We start from the raw sequence: 16,736 nt of genomic DNA, 5'->3' as shown, positions 1-16,736 counted from the left end.
GGCACTGGATCGTTTACCGGAAATCCGAGGAACCCGTCACGTCCGCGTGACGACGGCGTGCCCGGGGGCGCGCCAGCGGCCGACTGGCCGTACCGTCACGGGGTGACCGAGACGGCCAATGCGCGGAAGATCGCCTTCGCCACCTTCGTCCGGCGCGCGCTCGACGAGGCCCGGGCGACACGGGCCTGGAGCGGCACCGAGGTGTCCCGGCGCACCGGCGTCTCCCGGCAGACCATCAACCGGTGGGTCCGGGGTGACTGGGCCAGCGACCCGGAGGCCGAACGGGTGGTCGCCTTCTGCGAGGGCCTGGGGCTGAACCCTGCCGCGGCCTTCGCCGCCCTCGGCTGGGACCGTACGGCCGCCGGCCCGCGTGCTGGCCAACCGGCACCGCCGATGGACCCGGACGTGGAAGCACTGCTACGGCGGCTGGTCGACCCGAACGTGTCGGACGCGGAGAAGTTCCACATCCGCGAGACCATCCGATACCTCGCATACCGCCCAACGCTGCCGGTCGATGTCCGAAAAAGAGGGAATCAGGCCGGCTAGTTCCTCAGATGGCGAAAGAACGCCTGGTCAGGTTCATTCGTTTGGCTCCGGGGCCGGAACGGGCACGCTAGCGTCCCTATTCGTACTGCTTGGGCTCGTCGTCGGCGGGGGGACGGGACAAGGCCGAACCCAGCCCTGCGGGACAGAAGGAGGGGTCTGTCCATGACCCTGAAGTGGTTGGCAGTCGTGGTGGCCACGGTGTCGATGACACTGTGGGCGACCGGCAACGTGGTGACCCTCGTGGTCAACGGCGGGCAGCTTCCGCTGCTCGTCAACCTCCTCGTGCTCACCAGCGCCGGCACCGCGGTCGTCCTGGCCGTCGTGGCGGAGCTGCACGAGCGGCTGAACGACCGGATCAGCGCACTCACCGAGTTCCTGGTGGCACGGCTCAACGAGATCGAGAACCACACCGGCGATCGCAACACCGGGTTCGTGGAGGGCTATCTGCTGAGTCATGGCCAGGAGGCGGCGGTGGTGCCGTTCGGCCGTCGCGGACGAGGAGCCGCCGAACGCTGATCATGCGCCGCCGAGTGGGCCCGCTCGGCCAGGAATGAGCCTCCTTCGCCGGGGTACGCTGACGCGCGTGCCGCCGTTGAATCTGGGCAATCAGCAGCCGAGGACCCCGTTGAACGCCGACCGGGCCTGGCGGATCACCGCCGGCCGGGCCGCCGGGACCGTCCTCTTCTTCGACTTCGACGGCACGCTCGCGCCCGTCGACGACGATCCGACCGCGGTACGCCCCGCTCCGAAGGCGCTGGCCGCGATCGAGGCGCTGGCTCCGGTGGTGCGGCGGATCGCGATCGTCTCCGCCCGACCGGTGGAGTTCCTCCGGGACCGTCTCGGCGGGCTGGCCGGCGTGGACCTCTACGGCCTCTACGGGCTGGAGCACAGCCACTCCGGTGGGGAGACGGTCACCGAGCCGGCCGCGCTGCCCTGGGTGCCGACGATGGCGGAGCTGGCCGACCGCGCCCGTGCGGAGCTGCCGCCCGGCACGCTGGTCGAGTACAAGCGCCTCTCCGTCGCGCTGCACTGGCGCACCGCGCCGCAGCTCGGCCCGACCACGCAGCAGTGGGGGCAGGCACAGGCCGACCGGCTGGGGCTGCGGGTACAGGCCGGGCGGATGGTGCTGGAGCTCAAGCCGCCGGTCGACCGGGACAAGGGCATGGTCATCGGCGAAGTGATCCGGGAGGCCACCGGCGCCTGGTACTTCGGCGACGACGTCTCGGACATCAAGGCCTTCGCCGCGCTGCGCGCCCGAGCCGCAGCCGACCCGGACTTCTTCGGCGTCTGCGTGGCGGTGGCCAACCCGGAGACCGGCCAGGAGGTGGCGAACGCCGCCGATCTGACCATCGAGTCCCCGTCTGCCCTGGGCGACTTCCTCACCCGGGCACTGACCCACCTGCCCTGACCGGGCCGGGCGGTCTCAGTCGCGTCGCGGCGGCACGGCCGGCTCGGGCGCGACCCGGTCAGGCGCCGTAGCGACGCTGTCGGGTGGCGTACGAGCGCAGCGCACGCAGGAAGTCGATGTGCCGGAAATCCGGCCAGTTGAGCTCACAGAAGTAGAACTCCGAGTGCGCGGACTGCCACAGCATGAAGCCGGACAGCCGCTGCTCGCCGCTGGTGCGGATGACCAGATCGGGATCGGGCTGGCCGCGGGTGTAGAGGTGCTCGGCGATGTGCTCGACGTCCAGCACCTCGGCCAGCTCCTCGATGGTGCCGCCGGAGGCGGCGTGCTCCAGCAGCAGCGAGCGCACCGCGTCGGCGATCTCGCGCCGGCCGCCGTAGCCCACCGCGATGTTGACCTCGGCGCCGCCGCTGCGCTCCCGGGTGCGCTCCTCGGCGCCCTTGAGAGCCACCGCGGTCTGCGCGGGCAGCAGGTCGAGCGCGCCGACGATGCGCAGCCGCCAGGGGTTGCCCTCCTCGGCCAGCTCCACCACCAGGTCTTCGATGATCTTGAGCAGCGGGTCCAGCTCACTGGCCGGCCGGCGCAGGTTGTCGGTGGCCAGCAGGTAGAGAGTGACGTGCCCGACACCGGCCTGGTCGCACCAGCCGAGGACATGCTTGATCTTCGCGGCGCCGACCCGGTGCCCGTCGTTCGGGTCGACGAAGCCCATCTCCCTCGCCCACCGGCGGTTGCCGTCGCACATCACCCCGACGTGCCGGGGCACCGGCTTACCCGCGAGCTTCGCCGTGAGTCGGCGCTCGTACACGGAGTAGATAAGGTTCCGCAGCGTCATCACCTAGCAGCGTAGCGACCCGCCGGGCGGATCACCGCCTCGGAGCCCCATCCCCGCCGGGGAGTCCGATGCCGATCATGGCCAGGGTACGGGCGGTGAGCCGTCCGTCGCCCAGCCCCAACTCGACCACGTCGTCGAACACCCGGTCGTCCCGGCGGGCCGCCCGGACCGCCGCGTCGACCACCCGCCGACGCCGCGCCAACCACGCCGCAACCGAGCTGTGCCGCAGATGGGTGCCGAGGCGACGACGGAGTCCGTCGGCGTAGCGGCGGGCGGCGGCCTCCGGTGCGCGGGCCGCCGCCGCCCCGGCCAGCGCACCGGAGAGCAGCGCGTAGAAGATGCCCTCCCCGGTGAACGGATTGATCAGCGACAGCGCGTCCCCGACGAGCAGGGTGCGGCCCTGGCCCGGTGCCGGCCGGTGGGTGGACAGCGGCAGGTGGTGGGCACGCAGCGCGGTCACCGTCGCGAGGTCGGTGCCGGGCAGCAGCGCGGCCAGCCGGTCCAGCAGGTACGCCCGGCTCAACGACTCACCGCGCAGCACCTCCCCGTACCCGACGTTCGCCCGCCCGTCGCCGATCGGAAACGACCAGGCGTACGCCGGCCAGCGCGCCCGCGAGGTGACGATGAGCTGCTCGGACGGGCCGGGCAGGGCCGGCGCGTACCCCCGGATGGCCAGCGCCAGGTGCCGGTCGGGGTTCACCGGGTGGCCGAGCGCGCGGCGCACCACCGACCCGGCGCCGTCCGCGCCCACCACCACCCGGCCGGACAGCTCCCCGTCGAGCACCACCCGGTCGGCGAGCGGCTGCACCCGTCGGACGGTGTGCCGGTGCAGCTGCGCGCCGGCGGCCACCGCGGCCGCCACCAGCCGTGCGTCGAAGACCTGCCGGGGCACCGTGTACGCCGGGCGGGGCAACGCCCGGGCCACCGCGCCACCGCTCGGCGCGATCATGCGCAGCGCCGGCAGCGGGGCGTAGCCCGCCACCGCCTCGGTCACCCCCAGCTCGGCGAGCACGTCCACCGAGTGCGCGGCGATCCCGTCACCACACGCCTTGTCCCGGGGAAAGTCGGCCCGGTCAAGCAGCAGCACGCTGGCACCCGCCCGGCGGGCCGTCAGCGCGGCGGCCGCTCCGGCCGGCCCCGCTCCCACCACCACCACGTCGAACTCGTCGCCCACCGCAAGCCTCCCTCCAGCCGGTGCGGCGCGGCCGGTCCCGCCCCGCCGACGATCCGCCTGCGCCGCCGGCCGCTGTGACCGACGCCACCCGCCATCCTGCCTCCTGCCCGTCCGGGTCGACCGACACCGAGGCGCCCGATCCGGCCGAAACGCTCCGGCCCGAGGATTCCTCATGCCGTGCGGGTGCGTGCCGCAGTCACCTTCGCCAGCAGGTGCGTGGTCGGAGACCAACGCTGCCGGCCGCTGCTCGACCCTGTCGTGGGCGAAAGAGCGCCATACCTCAGAGTCATATTTATGACCCTGAGGTATGGCGCTCATCGGACCGGCCGCCGGGCCGCACCGGGCGGATCGTCGCCGGACGACCCGACCGGTCGGCGCGGTAACCGGGGCCGCGGGCCGCGCGGGTCAGGCCGGGGTGGCGGCGCCTTCGGCGCTGGCCGCGCGCCGTAGCCCGTACAGCGTCAGGGCGGCGGCGAGCAGCGGGCCGCCGTCGCGGACCAGGCCGTCCACGCCCAGAAGCCACCAGCACAGCGGCAGGTCCACGGCGAGTACGGCCACCGTGACGACGACCAGCAGGCCGCGCGCCCAGTGCTTGCCGCGCATCAGGAAGGCGGTGCAGAACAGCACCGCGTAGCTGGCCGCGATCCCGGCGCCGAACCAGAACAGCACGGCCGGCACCGCGGTCAGGCGACCGTCCAGGATGGATCCACCGGCCACCAGCGACGGGACCAACATCAGCGGGCTGTAGGTGAACGCCGCCACCCGGCTTGTCAGCAGCCCACCACTGGCCTCTGGGCGGCGCGGAGGGGTCTCCCGCCAGGAGATGCCGCCCCGGTCGATCATCAGCCGCGGCCGGTGCCGAACCAGGTGCCCGGCCAGCGCCGGCGAATGGTAGAGCAGCCAGACCACCGCGGCACAGAGTGCGGTGAGCGCGGCGAAGCCGAGCAACCCGGGCAGTGGCGGCACTCCCTGCCGAGGCACGATCAGCCGGCCGACGGCGAAGATCGTGGTGACCGCGAGGATCAGCCCGAACGGGCGCGCGACCGTGCGGCCCCGCCGTACGTGCCCGATCAGCAGCAGGAAGCCGAACGAGCGCAGCATCGCCCAGCCGGTCCGCACCGCCAGGCCGAAGCCCTGCTCCGGGGCGTACCACCAGTTGAGCAGCTCGACCACGACGGTGGCCGCCGCGGTCGTCGCGAGCAGGATGGTGAGCACCCGGACGGCGGACGGCCGCCGGACCTCGGTCTCGGCGGCCGTCCTCATGGGATCCGATGATGCCCGGCAGGGGCGGTGTTCACACCTACCGTTGCGGCTGCGCGGCATCCAGGCGGGCTCGCAGCGCGTCCAGCTCGGCCCAGAGCACGCCGGGCAGCTTGTCACCGAACTTCTCGAACCACTCGGTGACCAGAGGCAGCTCGTTGCGCCACTCGTCCGGGTCGACCTTCAGCGCGATCCGGACGTCCTCCGGGGTCATGTCAAGGCCCTCGACGTCCAGCGAGTCCGGGGCCGGAACCATGCCGATCGGAGTCTCCACCGCCTCGGCCCGGCCCTCGATCCGCTCGACGACCCACTTCAGCACCCGGGAGTTCTCGCCGAAGCCCGGCCAGAGGAACGAGCCGTCCGGGTCCTTGCGGAACCAGTTGACGTAGTAGATCTTGGGCAGCTTGGCCTCGTCGCCGTCGGTGCCCTTGCCCATCTCGATCCAGTGCCGGAAGTAGTCTCCGGCGTGGTAGCCGATGAACGGCAGCATGGCCATCGGGTCGCGGCGGACCACACCGACCGCGCCGGACGCGGCGGCGGTGGTCTCCGAGGAGAGCGTCGCCCCCATGTAGACGCCGTGCACCCAGTCCCGCGCCTCGGTCACCAGCGGGATGGTGTCCTTGCGACGGCCGCCGAAGAGGATCGCGTCGATCGGCACGCCGTTGGGGTCGTAGTAGTCATCGGCCAGGATCGGGCACTGGGTGATCGGGGTGCAGAACCGGCTGTTCGCGTGGGAGGAGAGGGCGTCGCTCTCCGGCGTCCAGTCGTTGCCCTTCCAGTCGATCAGGTGCGCCGGAGGCTCGCCCATGCCCTCCCACCAGATGTCCCCATCGTCGGTGAGGCCCACGTTGGTGAAGATGGAGTTGCCCCGGTCCAGCGTCCGCATCGCGTTGGCGTTGGTCTTCCAGTCGGTGCCCGGCGCGACGCCGAAGAGGCCGTACTCCGGGTTGACCGCGTAGAGGCGACCGTCCTCGCCGAACCGCATCCAGGCGATGTCGTCGCCGATGGTCTCGACCTTCCAACCCGGGATGGTCGGCTCCACCATGGCCAGGTTGGTCTTGCCGCAGGCGGAGGGGAAGGCGCCAGCGATGTGGTAGACCCTGCCCTCCGGCGAGGTCATCTTGAGGATCAGCATGTGCTCGGCGAGCCAGCCCTCGTCGCGCCCCATCACGCTGGCGATCCGCAGCGAGTAGCACTTCTTGCCGAGCAGCGAGTTGCCGCCGTACCCGGAGCCGTACGACCAGATCTCGCGTGTCTCCGGGAAGTGCGAGATGTACTTCGTCTCGTTGCACGGCCACGCGACGTCCTGCTGGCCCGGCGCGAGCGGGGCGCCGATCGAGTGCAGCGCGTGCACGAAGTCCGCGTCGTCACCCATCGCCTCGAGGACCTTGGCGCCCATCCGGGTCATGATCCGCATCGAGGCGACCACGTACGGGCTGTCGGTGATCTCGACGCCGAACATCGGGCTCTCGGCCTCGACCGGGCCCATGACGAACGGGATGACGTACATGGTGCGACCGCGCATCGAGCCGCGGTACAGGTCGGTCATCGTCCGCTTCATCTCGGCCGGCGCCATCCAGTTGTTGGTGGGGCCGGCGTCCGCCTCGTCGACGGAGCAGATGAAGGTGCGTTCCTCGACCCGGGCGACGTCCGTGGGGTCGGTGCGCGCGTAGAACGAGTTGGGCTTCTTCTCCGGGTTCAGGCGGATCAGGGTGCCGGCCTCGACCAGCTCATCCGTGAGGCGGCGCCACTCCTCGTCGGACCCGTCCACCCAGACGACCCGGTCGGGTGTGGTCAGTTCCGCGACCTCACGGACCCAGGCGAGCAGTTTCGGATGGGACGTCGGGGCCTGATCGATACCCCGCACAACAGCCGGAGCAACCATGACACATCTCCTTGTGGTCGACGCTGACCGATCTATGGGATGCACGAGACTCAGCGGCGCGATGCGTCGCCTTCGTGGAAACCTGGGATTGGGCTCAGCGTAAACCGGGCAGCCTTCCGAGTCAGTGGGACTGGTTGTGAAGAACTGCACAAGGTACGGCTACGCTGCGGCATTGGGAGCTGATACCCGCTTTCCCGCGCAGTTTCACGCAAATCTTGTTGTGCACCCCAGCCGACGTGTGTTGCGGTCGGGCGGCGAACCGGCCCCGCCGACCGGTGCGTGGATTCCCGTTCCGGGGCGCGTCAGTCCTTCCGATTGGTTACGCTGCGTTCAACAGCGGCGCACCCGACGCCAGCCCCGCACGAGCGACCACGCCTGCTCGCCGTTGCTACCCCGCTGACTGGTCGCCAGCCGGTAGGCTCGGCCCGTGGCCGCCACGATGACCGGGGAGCAACCGGGTCCCCGGCAGACCCGACCGGGTCTGGTCCGGGCGCTGCTCGACCGTTTCGGTCACCTCGTCCACGAGATGAGCAAGTTCGCCACGGTCGGCGGGATCGCCTTCCTCGTCGACTTCGCGCTGTTCAACTACCTGACGACCGCGCGTGGCGTCGAACAGGTGACGGCGAAGACCATCTCCACCATCATCGCGGCCACCTTCGCCTTCGTCGGCAACCGGTTCTGGACCTGGCGGCACCGCCAACGCAACAACCCGGCCCGGGAGTACGCGCTCTTCTTCTTCTTCAACGCGGTCGGCCTCGGCATCGCGGTGGCCTGCCTGGCGATCAGCCGGTACGGGCTCGGCAGCATCTGGCCGGAGGTGTTCCAGACGCCGCTGGCCGACAACATCGCCAGCTTCATCGTCGGCACGGGCCTCGGCACGCTCTTCCGATTCTGGTCCTACCGGCGGTTCGTCTTCATCGAAGCGGGAACCCGGACCGTTCCGCAGGTGAAGCACGACCGAGACCACGGGGCGTGACCTGCCGCCCACCTCGTCCAGCCGGTGATCGCCGGCTTCACCGACTGCCCTAAGGTGTTTCGCATGCGTCTTGTCCGTCTGCTGCCTGAGCGCTGGCAGAAGTTCATCCGCGAGGCGCTCAAATTCGGCATCGTCGGCGGCATCAACACCGTCATCAATTACGCGGTGTTCAATGTCCTTGCACTCACCGTCTTTGCCGATGGTCAGTTGAAGGCCACCGTGATCGCGACCATCGTCGCCACGATCACGTCGTATCTTATGAACCGTCACTGGACGTACCGGGATCGGCCGAAATCGGCGCTCCGGCGGGAGTACGTCCTGTTTTTCCTCTTCAACGCGACCGGTCTGCTCATTGAGCTGGGCGTGCTGGCCGCAGCCAAGTACGGCCTCGGCGTGCACGGCCTGCTGGCGCTGAACGTGGCGAAGACCGGTGGCGTGCTGCTGGCCACACTGTTCCGGTTCTGGTCCTACCGGACCTTCGTCTTCCAGCCCGTCGTATCGGCCGAGGACGAGGCGAAGGCCGAGCCCACCTGGCACAGCATCCCGCGTGACGAGTGGGACAACATGGCCGAGATGGACCCGGTCGCCGAGCTTGCCGAATCCGTCTCCGAGCTGGAAGAGTCGCAGTCCGCCGATCGCCCGGCGCCCACACCCGGCCCGATCGGCGCTCCCACCCAGGGGCGGCCCATGCCCCTGAGCGCTGGTTTCTCCGCCGACCTGGACGCGGAACTCGCCGCGGAGCTGCACGCCGGCACCCGCCGCGCGCCCCGCCGGTGACACCACCCACCGCCCGTTCCGGCACCGGGGCACGCGCCGAGCTGTTCTTCGAGGACCTCGTTCCGGGGCTCACCGTCGACCTCGGCGTGGTCACGGTCGACGGTGACGAGATGGTCGCCTTCGCCCGTCGCTTCGACCCTCAGTGGTACCACGTCGACCCGGAGCTGGCCGGAGCGAGCCGGCACGGCGGGCTCATCGCCAGCGGTTTCTACACCGTCAGCCTGTTCATGCGGGCGTACGTCGACCACCTGCTGTCCCGCGCGGCGGCCGACGCCTCCCCCGGCCTGGAGGAGCTGCGCTGGCTCGCCCCGGTACGCGCCGGGGACCGGCTCGCCGTCCGGGTCGACGTGATGGGTGCCCGGCCGTCCACCGCCCGCCCGGGCCTCGGCACCGCCAGCCTCACCGGCACGATGCTCCGCCTCGGCCCCGACGACCGGCCCGAACAGGAGGTGCTGCGGACCCGCTTCCGCGGCTGGTTCGCCCTGCGCCCGGTCGAACCCCTGCCGGAGACCGAACCGCCCGCCACGGAACCGTCCGGGACCGAACCGCCCGCGTGACCCGCCCCGGCACGGTGGCCGGGGCGGTCGCGGAAGTCGGGATCAGCTCGTGGTGTCGCGCAGCGGCTTGCCCTCGCGCATGTCGGCGAGGATGTCGCGCATCTCCCCGTCGCCCAGCGAGTGCTTGTCGTGCTGCGCCTCGACCAGCTCGTACAGGGTGGTCTGCACCTGGCCGACCCCCGGGACGTCGGCGAGCACCGACTGGCCACGCTCGCCGGCCGACTCGATGGTGAGCGTGCCGCAGCCGAGCAGCCGCTCGATGAAACGCTGGTTCATCGAGTGGTCGTTGATCCGGGTGAGCGGAAGGTCCCGCCGGTCCCGGGAGAACACACCCTGCTGGAGCAGCACCCGTTCGTTGGTGAACAGGTAGTGCGTGGTGCGCCAGACCAGGAACGGCCACAGCCCGAGCCAGAGCACGGCGACCAGGGCGAGCACCCCGATCACGGCCAGCGCGATCGAACCACCGCCGCTCGCCGGCAGCAGGAGCACGCCCGCCACCACCGCGGCGATGGCCAGCACCAGCACCGCGATCGGCCGGATCAACGCCTTCCAGTGCGGGTGCAGGTGCAGCACGACATGCTCGTCCTCGGTGAGCACGTCTTCGGGGAACGCCACGGGAACCTCCATCGCCATTTTTCCGACGCGCAGACCGTAACCGGTCCAACCGCCCCGGCGGATCAGCCGCACGGGGTGGGTTGTGTCAACAGGGGACCCTTCCTCTACCGCAGGCGTGAAGAAGGTGCCCTTCCTCTCACCGGAGGTGGAGGACGTCGCCGGCGGCCAGGACGCGGTCGCCGGTGGGGGTGGTGACCAGGAGCTGACCGTCGGGGTCCACGCCGGTGGCGGTGCCGGTCAGGTCGTCACCGCCGGGAAGCAGGACCCGCACCTCACGGCCGACCGTGGCACACGCCGCCAGGTAGGCGTCGCGCAGGCCGCTGGCCACCGCGTCCCCGCCGGCGGCACGCCAGCGGTCGTACCAGTCGGCGACCGCGCGCAGCAACGCCCGCAGCAGCGGGTCCCGGTCGGTGGCCGCCGCGCCGGCCAGTTGGAGCGAGGTCGCCGGCAGCCCGGTCGGGTTCACCGGCAGCTCGTCGGCGCGCAGCGTCACGTTGAGCCCGATACCGAGCACGATCGCCGGCGGCTGGTCGGGCGAGCGGCCCGGCACCGCCTCGGCCAGCACGCCCGCGCACTTCGCGTCGCCGATCAGCAGGTCGTTGGGCCACTTCAGGGTGGCCTCCAGCTCGGCCAGCCGGGCCACCGCCTCGACCAGCGCCACGCCGGCCAGCAGCGGCAACCAGCCGTACCCGGTGGGCGGCGCCGCCGGCCAGCCGCGGTCCGGCACGGCCTCGCCGGGCCGCAGCAGCACGCTGGTGGTGATCCCGGCCCGCGGTGGCGACTGCCACACCCGGCCACGCCGGCCCCGCCCGGCGGTCTGCCGCTCGGCGACCACGACCAGACCCTCCGGCTCGCCGGCCCGGGCCGCCTCGGCCACGTCGGCGTTGGTGGAGCCGGTCTCGGTGCGAAGCTCCAGCCGGGCCCACGGGCCGTGCGGCGCGACCAACGCGCGCCGCAGCCGGGTCATCGACAGCGGCGGGCGGTCCAGATCGGTGTACGGGGAGCCCGGCATCCCGCCAGCCTACGGCGGTGGCCGTACCGGCACTGAGGCGTACTGCACAGCGGCGTCGTCCTGAACCATCGTTATATTCCCTGGGTGACTACCGAGACCGGGACCAACATCCACAGCACCGCGGGCAAGCTGGCGGACCTGGAGCGCCGGGTCGACGAGGCGGTGCACGCCGGATCGGCGCGCGCGGTCGAGAAGCAGCACGCGCGGGGCAAGAAGACCGCCCGCGAGCGGATCGAGATGCTGCTCGACGAGGGCTCCTTCGTCGAGCTCGACGAGCTGGCCCGGCACCGGTCCACAGCGTTCGGGCTGGAGAAGAACCGCCCGTACGGCGACGGCGTGGTCACCGGCTACGGCACGGTGGACGGCCGGCAGGTCTGCGTCTTCGCCCAGGACTTCACGGTCTTCGGTGGCTCCCTCGGCGAGGTCTTCGGCGAGAAGATCGTCAAGGTGATGGACCTGGCCATGAAGATCGGCTGCCCGGTGGTCGGCATCAACGACTCCGGCGGGGCGCGCATCCAGGAGGGCGTGGTCTCGCTCGGCCTCTACGGCGAGATCTTCTTCCGCAACGTCCGGGCCTCCGGCGTCATCCCGCAGATCTCGCTGGTGATGGGTCCCTGCGCCGGCGGCGCGGTCTACTCCCCGGCGGTCACCGACTTCACCGTGATGGTCGACCAGACCTCGCACATGTTCATCACCGGCCCGGACGTGATCAAGACGGTGACCGGCGAGGACGTCGGCATGGAAGAGCTGGGCGGGGCCCGTACGCACAACTCCCGCAGCGGCAACGCGCACTACCTCGCCACCGACGAGGAGGACGCGGTCGACTACGTCAGGGCGCTGCTGTCGTACCTGCCGTCGAACAACCTCGACGAGCCGGTGGTCTTCGAGGCTCCCGCCGAGCTGACGATCAGCGACGAGGACCGGGAGCTCGACACGCTGATCCCGGACTCGGCCAACCAGCCGTACGACATCCACCGGGTGATCGAGCACGTCCTCGACGACGGGGAGTTCCTGGAGGTTCAGCCGCTCTACGCGCAGAACATCGTGGTCGGCTACGGCCGGGTCGAGGGGCGCCCGGTCGGCGTGGTGGCCAACCAGCCGATGCACTTCGCCGGCACCCTGGACATCGCCGCCTCGGAGAAGGCCGCCCGGTTCGTCCGCACCTGCGACGCGTTCAACATCCCGGTGCTGACCTTCGTGGACGTGCCCGGCTTCCTGCCCGGCACCGGTCAGGAGTGGGACGGCATCATCCGCCGCGGCGCCAAGCTCATCTACGCGTACGCCGAGGCGACCGTCCCCAAGGTCACCGTGATCACCCGCAAGGCGTACGGCGGAGCGTACGACGTGATGGGCTCCAAGCATCTCGGCGCGGACCTGAACTTCGCCTGGCCGACCGCGCAGATCGCGGTGATGGGCGCGCAGGGCGCGGTGAACATCCTCTACCGCTCCGAGCTGGCCGGCGCCGAGGATCCGGCGGCGGTCCGGGCCGAGAAGATCGCCGAGTACGAGGACACCCTGGCCAACCCGTACGTGGCGGCCGAGCGCGGGTACATCGACTCGGTCATCCCGCCGCACGAGACGCGCACCCAGATCGTCCGGGCGCTACGCGTCCTGCGCACCAAGCGCGAGACCCTGCCGCCCAAGAAGCACGGCAACATCCCGCTCTGATCTCGCTCCCTTGATCTGCACAACCTCGGGGAAAGTGCTGCCTCCGAACGACGGGAGGCAGCAACAACCCTGATGTTGTGCGGATCAACAGCGGTCAGCAGGCGGGGTTGGCGGCGGCGCACATCCGCCTGGCGGCGACCTCCGTCAGGCGGCCCAGGTCCAGCTCGGTGCCGGTCTGTCCCAGACTGAGTACGGTGATCAGGTCGCCCACCCGGACCACGGCGGTGGTGGTCGGCCGGGGTGGCGCACCGATGGGCTCGCCCGTCTTCTGGTCAACGGGCTGCGAACCGGTGTGCCGCAGCAGCGCAGCCCCGTCGCCGGCGAAGTCCCGCTGGACCACCGCCCAGCGGTGCGTCGCCGACCCGGTGCCCGTTGCGCTCCCCACCTTGTACCCGCCGATGCTGTTCCACTCGGCACACGGGGCAACCAGGTCGTCCAGAGTGGCGAGAAGCTGGATGGCCGCGTCCGGAGTCAGCCGGTAGACATCCTGCGTGACCAGACCATCGGACTGGGTGAGGATTGCCGCAGCGCGCTTCGGCACCAGGGTCTGCGAGCGGGACAGGATCGAATGCTGCCAGCCGGCCGAGCGCCCCTGACTCGTCCGGCAAGCGCCGAGCATGTGGTCCAGCAGGACCGGCTCGCCCAGCCCCGATTGGCTGAGCTGCACATCGACCTGCTGCGGCAGGTCGGCTGGCTGCAACAGGGCGTCGGTGGTGATCTCGTGCCGGGTCGGCGAGGCGGAGGGCGCGGCGGCCGGCGGAACCGGCGGCGGAGACTTCCTCGGCGCAGCGACCGCCGCGGCGGAAACCCCGGCGAGGGCCAGCACGACGGTGGCCACCACGATCCTGCGCTGGCTGCGGCGACGGGCCCGGGCGCGGATCTCCTCCGGGCCGGGCCATTGCACGTCGCGCAGTTCCCGCTGGATGTGTTCGACGAAGGTCGGGTCGTCACGCATCGGTGGCCTCCTCCAGATCAGAGACGGCGAGCAGCCCGGCGAGCGCAGCGCGCCCCCGGGAGAGTCGGGCCTTGACCGTGCCGACCGGGGCGGCGGTCTCCCGCGCCACCTCGGCGACCGGCATGCCGACCAGGTAGTAGAGGGCGATGGCGACGCGTTGCTCCTCGGGCAGCCGGCGCAGCGCGGCGACCACCTCGACGGTGTCGGTACCCGGGCCGGGAACCGTCTCGGTGGCCCCGTGCCGCAGGTACGCGCGGGCGCGGCTGCGCAGGCTGCGCCACCGGCTGACCGCGATCCGGCTGGCCACCACCCGCACCCACGCCTCCGGGTCGTCGTACCCGCTGACCGTCGACCAGCGCTGCCACGCCCGGATGTACGCCTCCTGCACGGCGTCCTGCGCCTCGCCCCGGTCGCCGGTGAGCACGTAGACGAAACCGAGCAGTCGTTGTCGGCTCCCGCGGTAGAACTCGTCGAACCCGTCGACGTCCGGCACCCGCTACCTCCCCGTGTCGGTCGCAGGAAACACGCGCCGGGCAGGGTGATCGGTTGCCCAGGTCAGGCGATCATCTTCTCGAGCTCGGCGAGCGGGAACGCGCCGGCTCCGATCCGCTCCCGGACCGCCCGGCGTACGGCCCGCTGCACGGCGACGTTGGCCGGCGTCGGTACGCCGTGCAGCCGGCCGAGCAGCACGATCTCACCGTTGAGGTGGTCGACCTCGGTCGAGCCCGCGCCCCGGGCCAGGCTCTGCCAGGTGGAACCGCCGGAGCGGCCCTCGCCGGCGACCGGGCGCTGCTGAACCCGGTCACCGCGTTCGGCTCGCTCCTCGTCCGGCGAGGTGTGCGCGATGCGTGCGGCGGCGAGCGCGGCGACGCCCTCGGCGCGTACCCGCTCGGCCAGCGCGTCCGGGATGTCCCGGCCGAGCAGCGCCTGGAGGCCGTTGCCGAGGTTGGCGAGCAGTTTGCCGTACTTCCAGCGCATCACGTCCGGCCGGACCGGGGCGACGAACCCGGCGGCGGTCAGGTCGGCGGCGATCGCCTGATCGGTGTCGTCGGCGATCGCCTGATCGGTGTCGTCGGCGCCGGCCGGGTAGTGCCCGACGTGCAGCATTCCCGGGTACGGGTAGCCGTTGGCCACCACCACGCCCGGGTCCAGGTGGGTGGCCGGCAGCCAGACGCAGACCGGGTGCACCGTGGCGAAGAGCCGCAGCGCGGCCCGCTCGTTGGCCACCCCGTTCTGCGCGGTGACCAGTGGCAGCCGCTCACCCGCCGTGCCACCCCCGGCCACCGGCGCGTCCACCCAGGCGGCCAGCGCGCCAGCGGTGTCCTGCGACTTCACGGTGAGGATCAGCACCGTGTCGGCCGGCAGCGGGCGGTCACCGGGGCCGTCCACGGCGGCGAGCCGGGCGGTGATCTCGCCGTCGGGCTGGCGCAGGGTCAGGCCCCGATCGCGGATCGCGTCCAGGTGCGCGCCCCGGGCCACCAGGGTCACGTCCCGGCCGGCCTCGGCCAGCCGCACCCCGATGGTCCCGCCGACCGCGCCCGCCCCGATGATCACGTATCGCATGGCCTCATTCTGCCCGTCCGGCGAGATGGTCGCGCTCGTCGCCGTTCGGCACACGGTGGGCGTGGTCGTTCAGACGGTCAGGCCGGCGTCGGTGAGGATCGGGCCGGTGAGCAGCAGCGCGCCGGCGACGAGCGCGGCCAGGTTGACCAGGGCGAAGAGGAACACCCAGAAGAACGCCGGGAACGGGGTGAGCCCGGCGAGCTGGTCGGCGTCGGAGGCGGGCATCCGGCCGCGCGAGCGCAGCTGTTGCAGTTCCACCACTGGCCGCACCCCGCCGAGCAGCAGGAACCACACCCCGGTGTACGCGAACGCGGCCTGCACCTGCGGGGTGGCGTACCACGAGACGGCGAGCACCAGGGCGCCGGTGACCAGCAGCGACACCACGCCGAAGGCGTTGCGGATCATCACGAGCATGGCGAGCAGCAGCGCCACCGCGACCCAGAGCAGGAGGGTGATCCGGTTGCCGCCGAGCAGCCAGGCGCCGGCCAACCCGACCAGCGGTGGGGCGATGTAGCCGGCGAGCAGGGTGAGGATCATGCCCGGCCCGGTGGGCCGGCCGGCGGAGAGCGTCAGCCCGGAGGTGTCCGAGTGCAACCGGATGCCGCGCAGCTTGCGGCCGGTGAGCAGGGCGATCAGCGCGTGCCCGCCCTCGTGGGCGATGGTGATGGCGTTGCGGGCGATCCGCCACGGCAGTCGGGTGCTGACCACCACCAGCGCGACGGCCGCGGTGATCAGCACCAGCAGCGGGGGCGGGTCCGGCTGCGCGCCGAACAGCGTGTCCCACAGGTCGCCCAGCCCGTCGATCGACATCATGGGGCGCGAGCCTACCGGCGGCGTTCGGTGTCGGTCCCGGGCCACCGCCTCGTATCGTGTGAGACTGATCGGGTGGCGAGCGGAGCGGGAGGTGGCCGCCGATGAGCGCGGAACCCCTGGGGCACCACGTCGGGCTCTGGACCGAGGCCGACTACTTCGCCCTGGGTGAGACCCCGGACCGGATCGAGCTGCTCGACGGGAGCCTGATCGTGAGCCCTGCCCCGAGCAAGCGACACCAGTTGGTGTCGTGGAATCTCGTCGACAGCCTGCGGCCAGCAGCACGGCCGCATAACCTTCTCGTGTTCGAGGCGGTCAACGTGCGGCTCGGGGTGGACCGGATCGCCATCCCGGACGTGGTCGTCGCGGACACCGACGACGAGGGCACCGTGGTGGAGGCCGCCGAGGTGGTCCTGGTCTGCGAGCTCGTCTCGCCAGGCAACGCCGCCGCTGACCGGCTGGTCAAGATGCAGCTCTACGCCATCGCGCGGATCCCCTGGTACCTGCTGGTCGAACAGGACGGCGACGGTCAGTCGTTGCGGCTGTTCCGGCTCGACGGCGAGCACTACGTCGAGGACCAGGTGGCCAAGCCCGGCGAGGTGCTGACCATCGTGGAACCGTTCCGCTGGCAGCTCGACCCCGCCGCTCTGCGCTGATCCGTCCCACCGCGATGTCCAGGTCCCACCGACACCCGTCGATGA

General features: G+C 71.5%; 18 protein-coding genes and 1 pseudogene. 9 read left to right on the top strand and 10 right to left on the bottom strand.

Going from position 1 to position 16,736, the window contains the following annotated elements:
- The first annotated feature begins 102 nt into the window (after nt 1–102).
- From KBX63_RS13055 to otsB, 3 genes are all read left to right on the top strand, one after another.
- Complete coding sequence (locus tag KBX63_RS13055; RefSeq protein ID WP_089021730.1) at nt 103–546, top strand: XRE family transcriptional regulator; 444 nt, start codon at nt 103–105, stop codon at nt 544–546.
- A 162-nt stretch (nt 547–708) separates the two neighbouring features.
- Nucleotides 709–1,062 carry a hypothetical protein gene (locus KBX63_RS13050; protein ID WP_109817382.1) on the top strand — a complete coding sequence of 118 codons (354 nt, stop codon included), beginning with the start codon at nt 709–711 and terminating at the stop codon, nt 1,060–1,062.
- Nucleotides 1,063–1,129: 67 nt separating this feature from the next.
- Nucleotides 1,130–1,954: a trehalose-phosphatase gene (gene otsB / locus KBX63_RS13045; RefSeq protein ID WP_210911284.1), complete on the top strand. Its 825-nt coding sequence runs from the start codon at nt 1,130–1,132 to the stop codon at nt 1,952–1,954.
- Between the two features lie 58 nt (nt 1,955–2,012).
- On the opposite strand, the gene KBX63_RS13040 is transcribed toward otsB, so the two are convergent.
- From KBX63_RS13040 to KBX63_RS13025, 4 genes are all read right to left on the bottom strand, one after another.
- Nucleotides 2,013–2,783 (bottom strand): isoprenyl transferase, encoded by a 771-nt coding sequence (locus KBX63_RS13040; protein ID WP_210911283.1) that lies wholly within the window; start codon nt 2,781–2,783, stop codon nt 2,013–2,015.
- Between the two features lie 31 nt (nt 2,784–2,814).
- Nucleotides 2,815–3,957: an NAD(P)/FAD-dependent oxidoreductase gene (locus KBX63_RS13035; protein ID WP_210911282.1), complete on the bottom strand. Its 1,143-nt coding sequence runs from the start codon at nt 3,955–3,957 to the stop codon at nt 2,815–2,817.
- 405 nt (nt 3,958–4,362) lie between these two features.
- Nucleotides 4,363–5,220: a hypothetical protein gene (locus KBX63_RS13030; RefSeq protein WP_210911281.1), complete on the bottom strand. Its 858-nt coding sequence runs from the start codon at nt 5,218–5,220 to the stop codon at nt 4,363–4,365.
- 37 nt (nt 5,221–5,257) lie between these two features.
- Nucleotides 5,258–7,102: a phosphoenolpyruvate carboxykinase (GTP) gene (locus KBX63_RS13025; RefSeq protein ID WP_210911280.1), complete on the bottom strand. Its 1,845-nt coding sequence runs from the start codon at nt 7,100–7,102 to the stop codon at nt 5,258–5,260.
- 136 nt (nt 7,103–7,238) lie between these two features.
- On the opposite strand from KBX63_RS13025, the pseudogene KBX63_RS36710 reads away from it, so the two are divergent.
- From KBX63_RS36710 to KBX63_RS13010, 4 genes and pseudogenes are all read left to right on the top strand, one after another.
- A pseudogene (locus KBX63_RS36710) lies at nt 7,239–7,328 on the top strand (GtrA family protein); the annotation flags it as partial.
- Nucleotides 7,329–7,541: 213 nt separating this feature from the next.
- On the top strand, nt 7,542–8,078 hold the full coding sequence (locus KBX63_RS13020; protein ID WP_247662291.1) for a GtrA family protein: 537 nt from the start codon (nt 7,542–7,544) through the stop codon (nt 8,076–8,078).
- Nucleotides 8,079–8,141: 63 nt separating this feature from the next.
- The gene (locus KBX63_RS13015) at nt 8,142–8,855 is read left to right on the top strand and encodes a GtrA family protein (protein WP_210911495.1); all 714 of its coding nucleotides are present in this window, start codon (nt 8,142–8,144) and stop codon (nt 8,853–8,855) included.
- Entirely contained in the window at nt 8,852–9,412 is a 561-nt protein-coding gene (locus tag KBX63_RS13010; protein ID WP_210911278.1) for a MaoC/PaaZ C-terminal domain-containing protein, read from the top strand. Before KBX63_RS13015 ends, KBX63_RS13010 begins: the two co-directional genes overlap by 4 nt.
- Nucleotides 9,413–9,454: 42 nt before the next feature.
- Here KBX63_RS13010 and KBX63_RS13005 read toward each other — a convergent pair whose 3' ends face one another.
- Together KBX63_RS13005 and KBX63_RS13000 are read right to left on the bottom strand one after the other, a co-directional pair.
- Nucleotides 9,455–10,027 (bottom strand): PH domain-containing protein, encoded by a 573-nt coding sequence (locus tag KBX63_RS13005; protein WP_210911277.1) that lies wholly within the window; start codon nt 10,025–10,027, stop codon nt 9,455–9,457.
- Nucleotides 10,028–10,163: 136 nt separating this feature from the next.
- A complete protein-coding gene (locus KBX63_RS13000; RefSeq protein ID WP_210911276.1) occupies nt 10,164–11,039 on the bottom strand; it encodes a biotin--[acetyl-CoA-carboxylase] ligase in 876 nt (291 codons plus the stop codon).
- An 84-nt stretch (nt 11,040–11,123) separates the two neighbouring features.
- Between KBX63_RS13000 and KBX63_RS12995 the strand changes: the two genes are divergently transcribed.
- A complete protein-coding gene (locus KBX63_RS12995) occupies nt 11,124–12,707 on the top strand; it encodes an acyl-CoA carboxylase subunit beta (protein WP_210911275.1) in 1,584 nt (527 codons plus the stop codon).
- Between the two features lie 94 nt (nt 12,708–12,801).
- Here the strand turns inward: KBX63_RS12995 and KBX63_RS12990 are convergent, their stop codons facing one another.
- The 4 genes from KBX63_RS12990 to KBX63_RS12975 all read right to left on the bottom strand — a co-directional run bounded on the left by KBX63_RS12990 (nt 12,802) and on the right by KBX63_RS12975 (nt 16,038).
- Nucleotides 12,802–13,662, bottom strand: coding sequence for a hypothetical protein (locus tag KBX63_RS12990; protein ID WP_210911274.1), 861 nt, complete (start codon nt 13,660–13,662; stop codon nt 12,802–12,804).
- Nucleotides 13,655–14,155 carry a SigE family RNA polymerase sigma factor gene (locus KBX63_RS12985; RefSeq protein WP_210911273.1) on the bottom strand — a complete coding sequence of 167 codons (501 nt, stop codon included), beginning with the start codon at nt 14,153–14,155 and terminating at the stop codon, nt 13,655–13,657. The genes KBX63_RS12990 and KBX63_RS12985 overlap by 8 nt, the downstream gene beginning before the upstream one ends.
- A gap of 62 nt (nt 14,156–14,217) precedes the next feature.
- Nucleotides 14,218–15,225: a ketopantoate reductase family protein gene (locus KBX63_RS12980; protein ID WP_210911272.1), complete on the bottom strand. Its 1,008-nt coding sequence runs from the start codon at nt 15,223–15,225 to the stop codon at nt 14,218–14,220.
- 69 nt (nt 15,226–15,294) lie between these two features.
- Nucleotides 15,295–16,038 carry a M50 family metallopeptidase gene (locus tag KBX63_RS12975; RefSeq protein ID WP_210911271.1) on the bottom strand — a complete coding sequence of 248 codons (744 nt, stop codon included), beginning with the start codon at nt 16,036–16,038 and terminating at the stop codon, nt 15,295–15,297.
- A 101-nt stretch (nt 16,039–16,139) separates the two neighbouring features.
- Here KBX63_RS12975 and KBX63_RS12970 point away from each other — a divergent pair, with 101 nt between their 5' ends.
- Complete coding sequence (locus KBX63_RS12970) at nt 16,140–16,691, top strand: Uma2 family endonuclease (protein WP_210911270.1); 552 nt, start codon at nt 16,140–16,142, stop codon at nt 16,689–16,691.
- Nucleotides 16,692–16,736: the final 45 nt, after the last annotated feature.

Origin of the sequence: Micromonospora sp. U21 (genome assembly GCF_018070045.1) — a bacterium.
Lineage (GTDB): Bacteria > Actinomycetota > Actinomycetes > Mycobacteriales > Micromonosporaceae > Micromonospora.
This window is presented reverse-complemented; position numbering and strand designations above follow the sequence as displayed.

Excerpts from the sequence above, each read along its gene's own strand:
- KBX63_RS12980 (WP_210911272.1), bottom strand. The coding sequence starts at position 15,225 with ATGCGATACGTGATCATCGGGGCGGGCGCGGTCGGCGGGACCATCGGG.
- KBX63_RS12975 (WP_210911271.1), bottom strand. The coding sequence starts at position 16,038 with ATGATGTCGATCGACGGGCTGGGCGACCTGTGGGACACGCTGTTCGGC.
- KBX63_RS13020 (WP_247662291.1), top strand. The coding sequence starts at position 7,542 with ATGACCGGGGAGCAACCGGGTCCCCGGCAGACCCGACCGGGTCTGGTC.
- KBX63_RS13050 (WP_109817382.1), top strand. The coding sequence starts at position 709 with ATGACCCTGAAGTGGTTGGCAGTCGTGGTGGCCACGGTGTCGATGACA.
- KBX63_RS13000 (WP_210911276.1), bottom strand. The coding sequence starts at position 11,039 with ATGCCGGGCTCCCCGTACACCGATCTGGACCGCCCGCCGCTGTCGATG.
- KBX63_RS13040 (WP_210911283.1), bottom strand. The coding sequence starts at position 2,783 with ATGACGCTGCGGAACCTTATCTACTCCGTGTACGAGCGCCGACTCACG.
- KBX63_RS13030 (WP_210911281.1), bottom strand. The coding sequence starts at position 5,220 with ATGAGGACGGCCGCCGAGACCGAGGTCCGGCGGCCGTCCGCCGTCCGG.
- KBX63_RS13015 (WP_210911495.1), top strand. The coding sequence starts at position 8,142 with ATGCGTCTTGTCCGTCTGCTGCCTGAGCGCTGGCAGAAGTTCATCCGC.
- KBX63_RS12970 (WP_210911270.1), top strand. The coding sequence starts at position 16,140 with ATGAGCGCGGAACCCCTGGGGCACCACGTCGGGCTCTGGACCGAGGCC.
- KBX63_RS12990 (WP_210911274.1), bottom strand. The coding sequence starts at position 13,662 with ATGCGTGACGACCCGACCTTCGTCGAACACATCCAGCGGGAACTGCGC.
- KBX63_RS13025 (WP_210911280.1), bottom strand. The coding sequence starts at position 7,102 with ATGGTTGCTCCGGCTGTTGTGCGGGGTATCGATCAGGCCCCGACGTCC.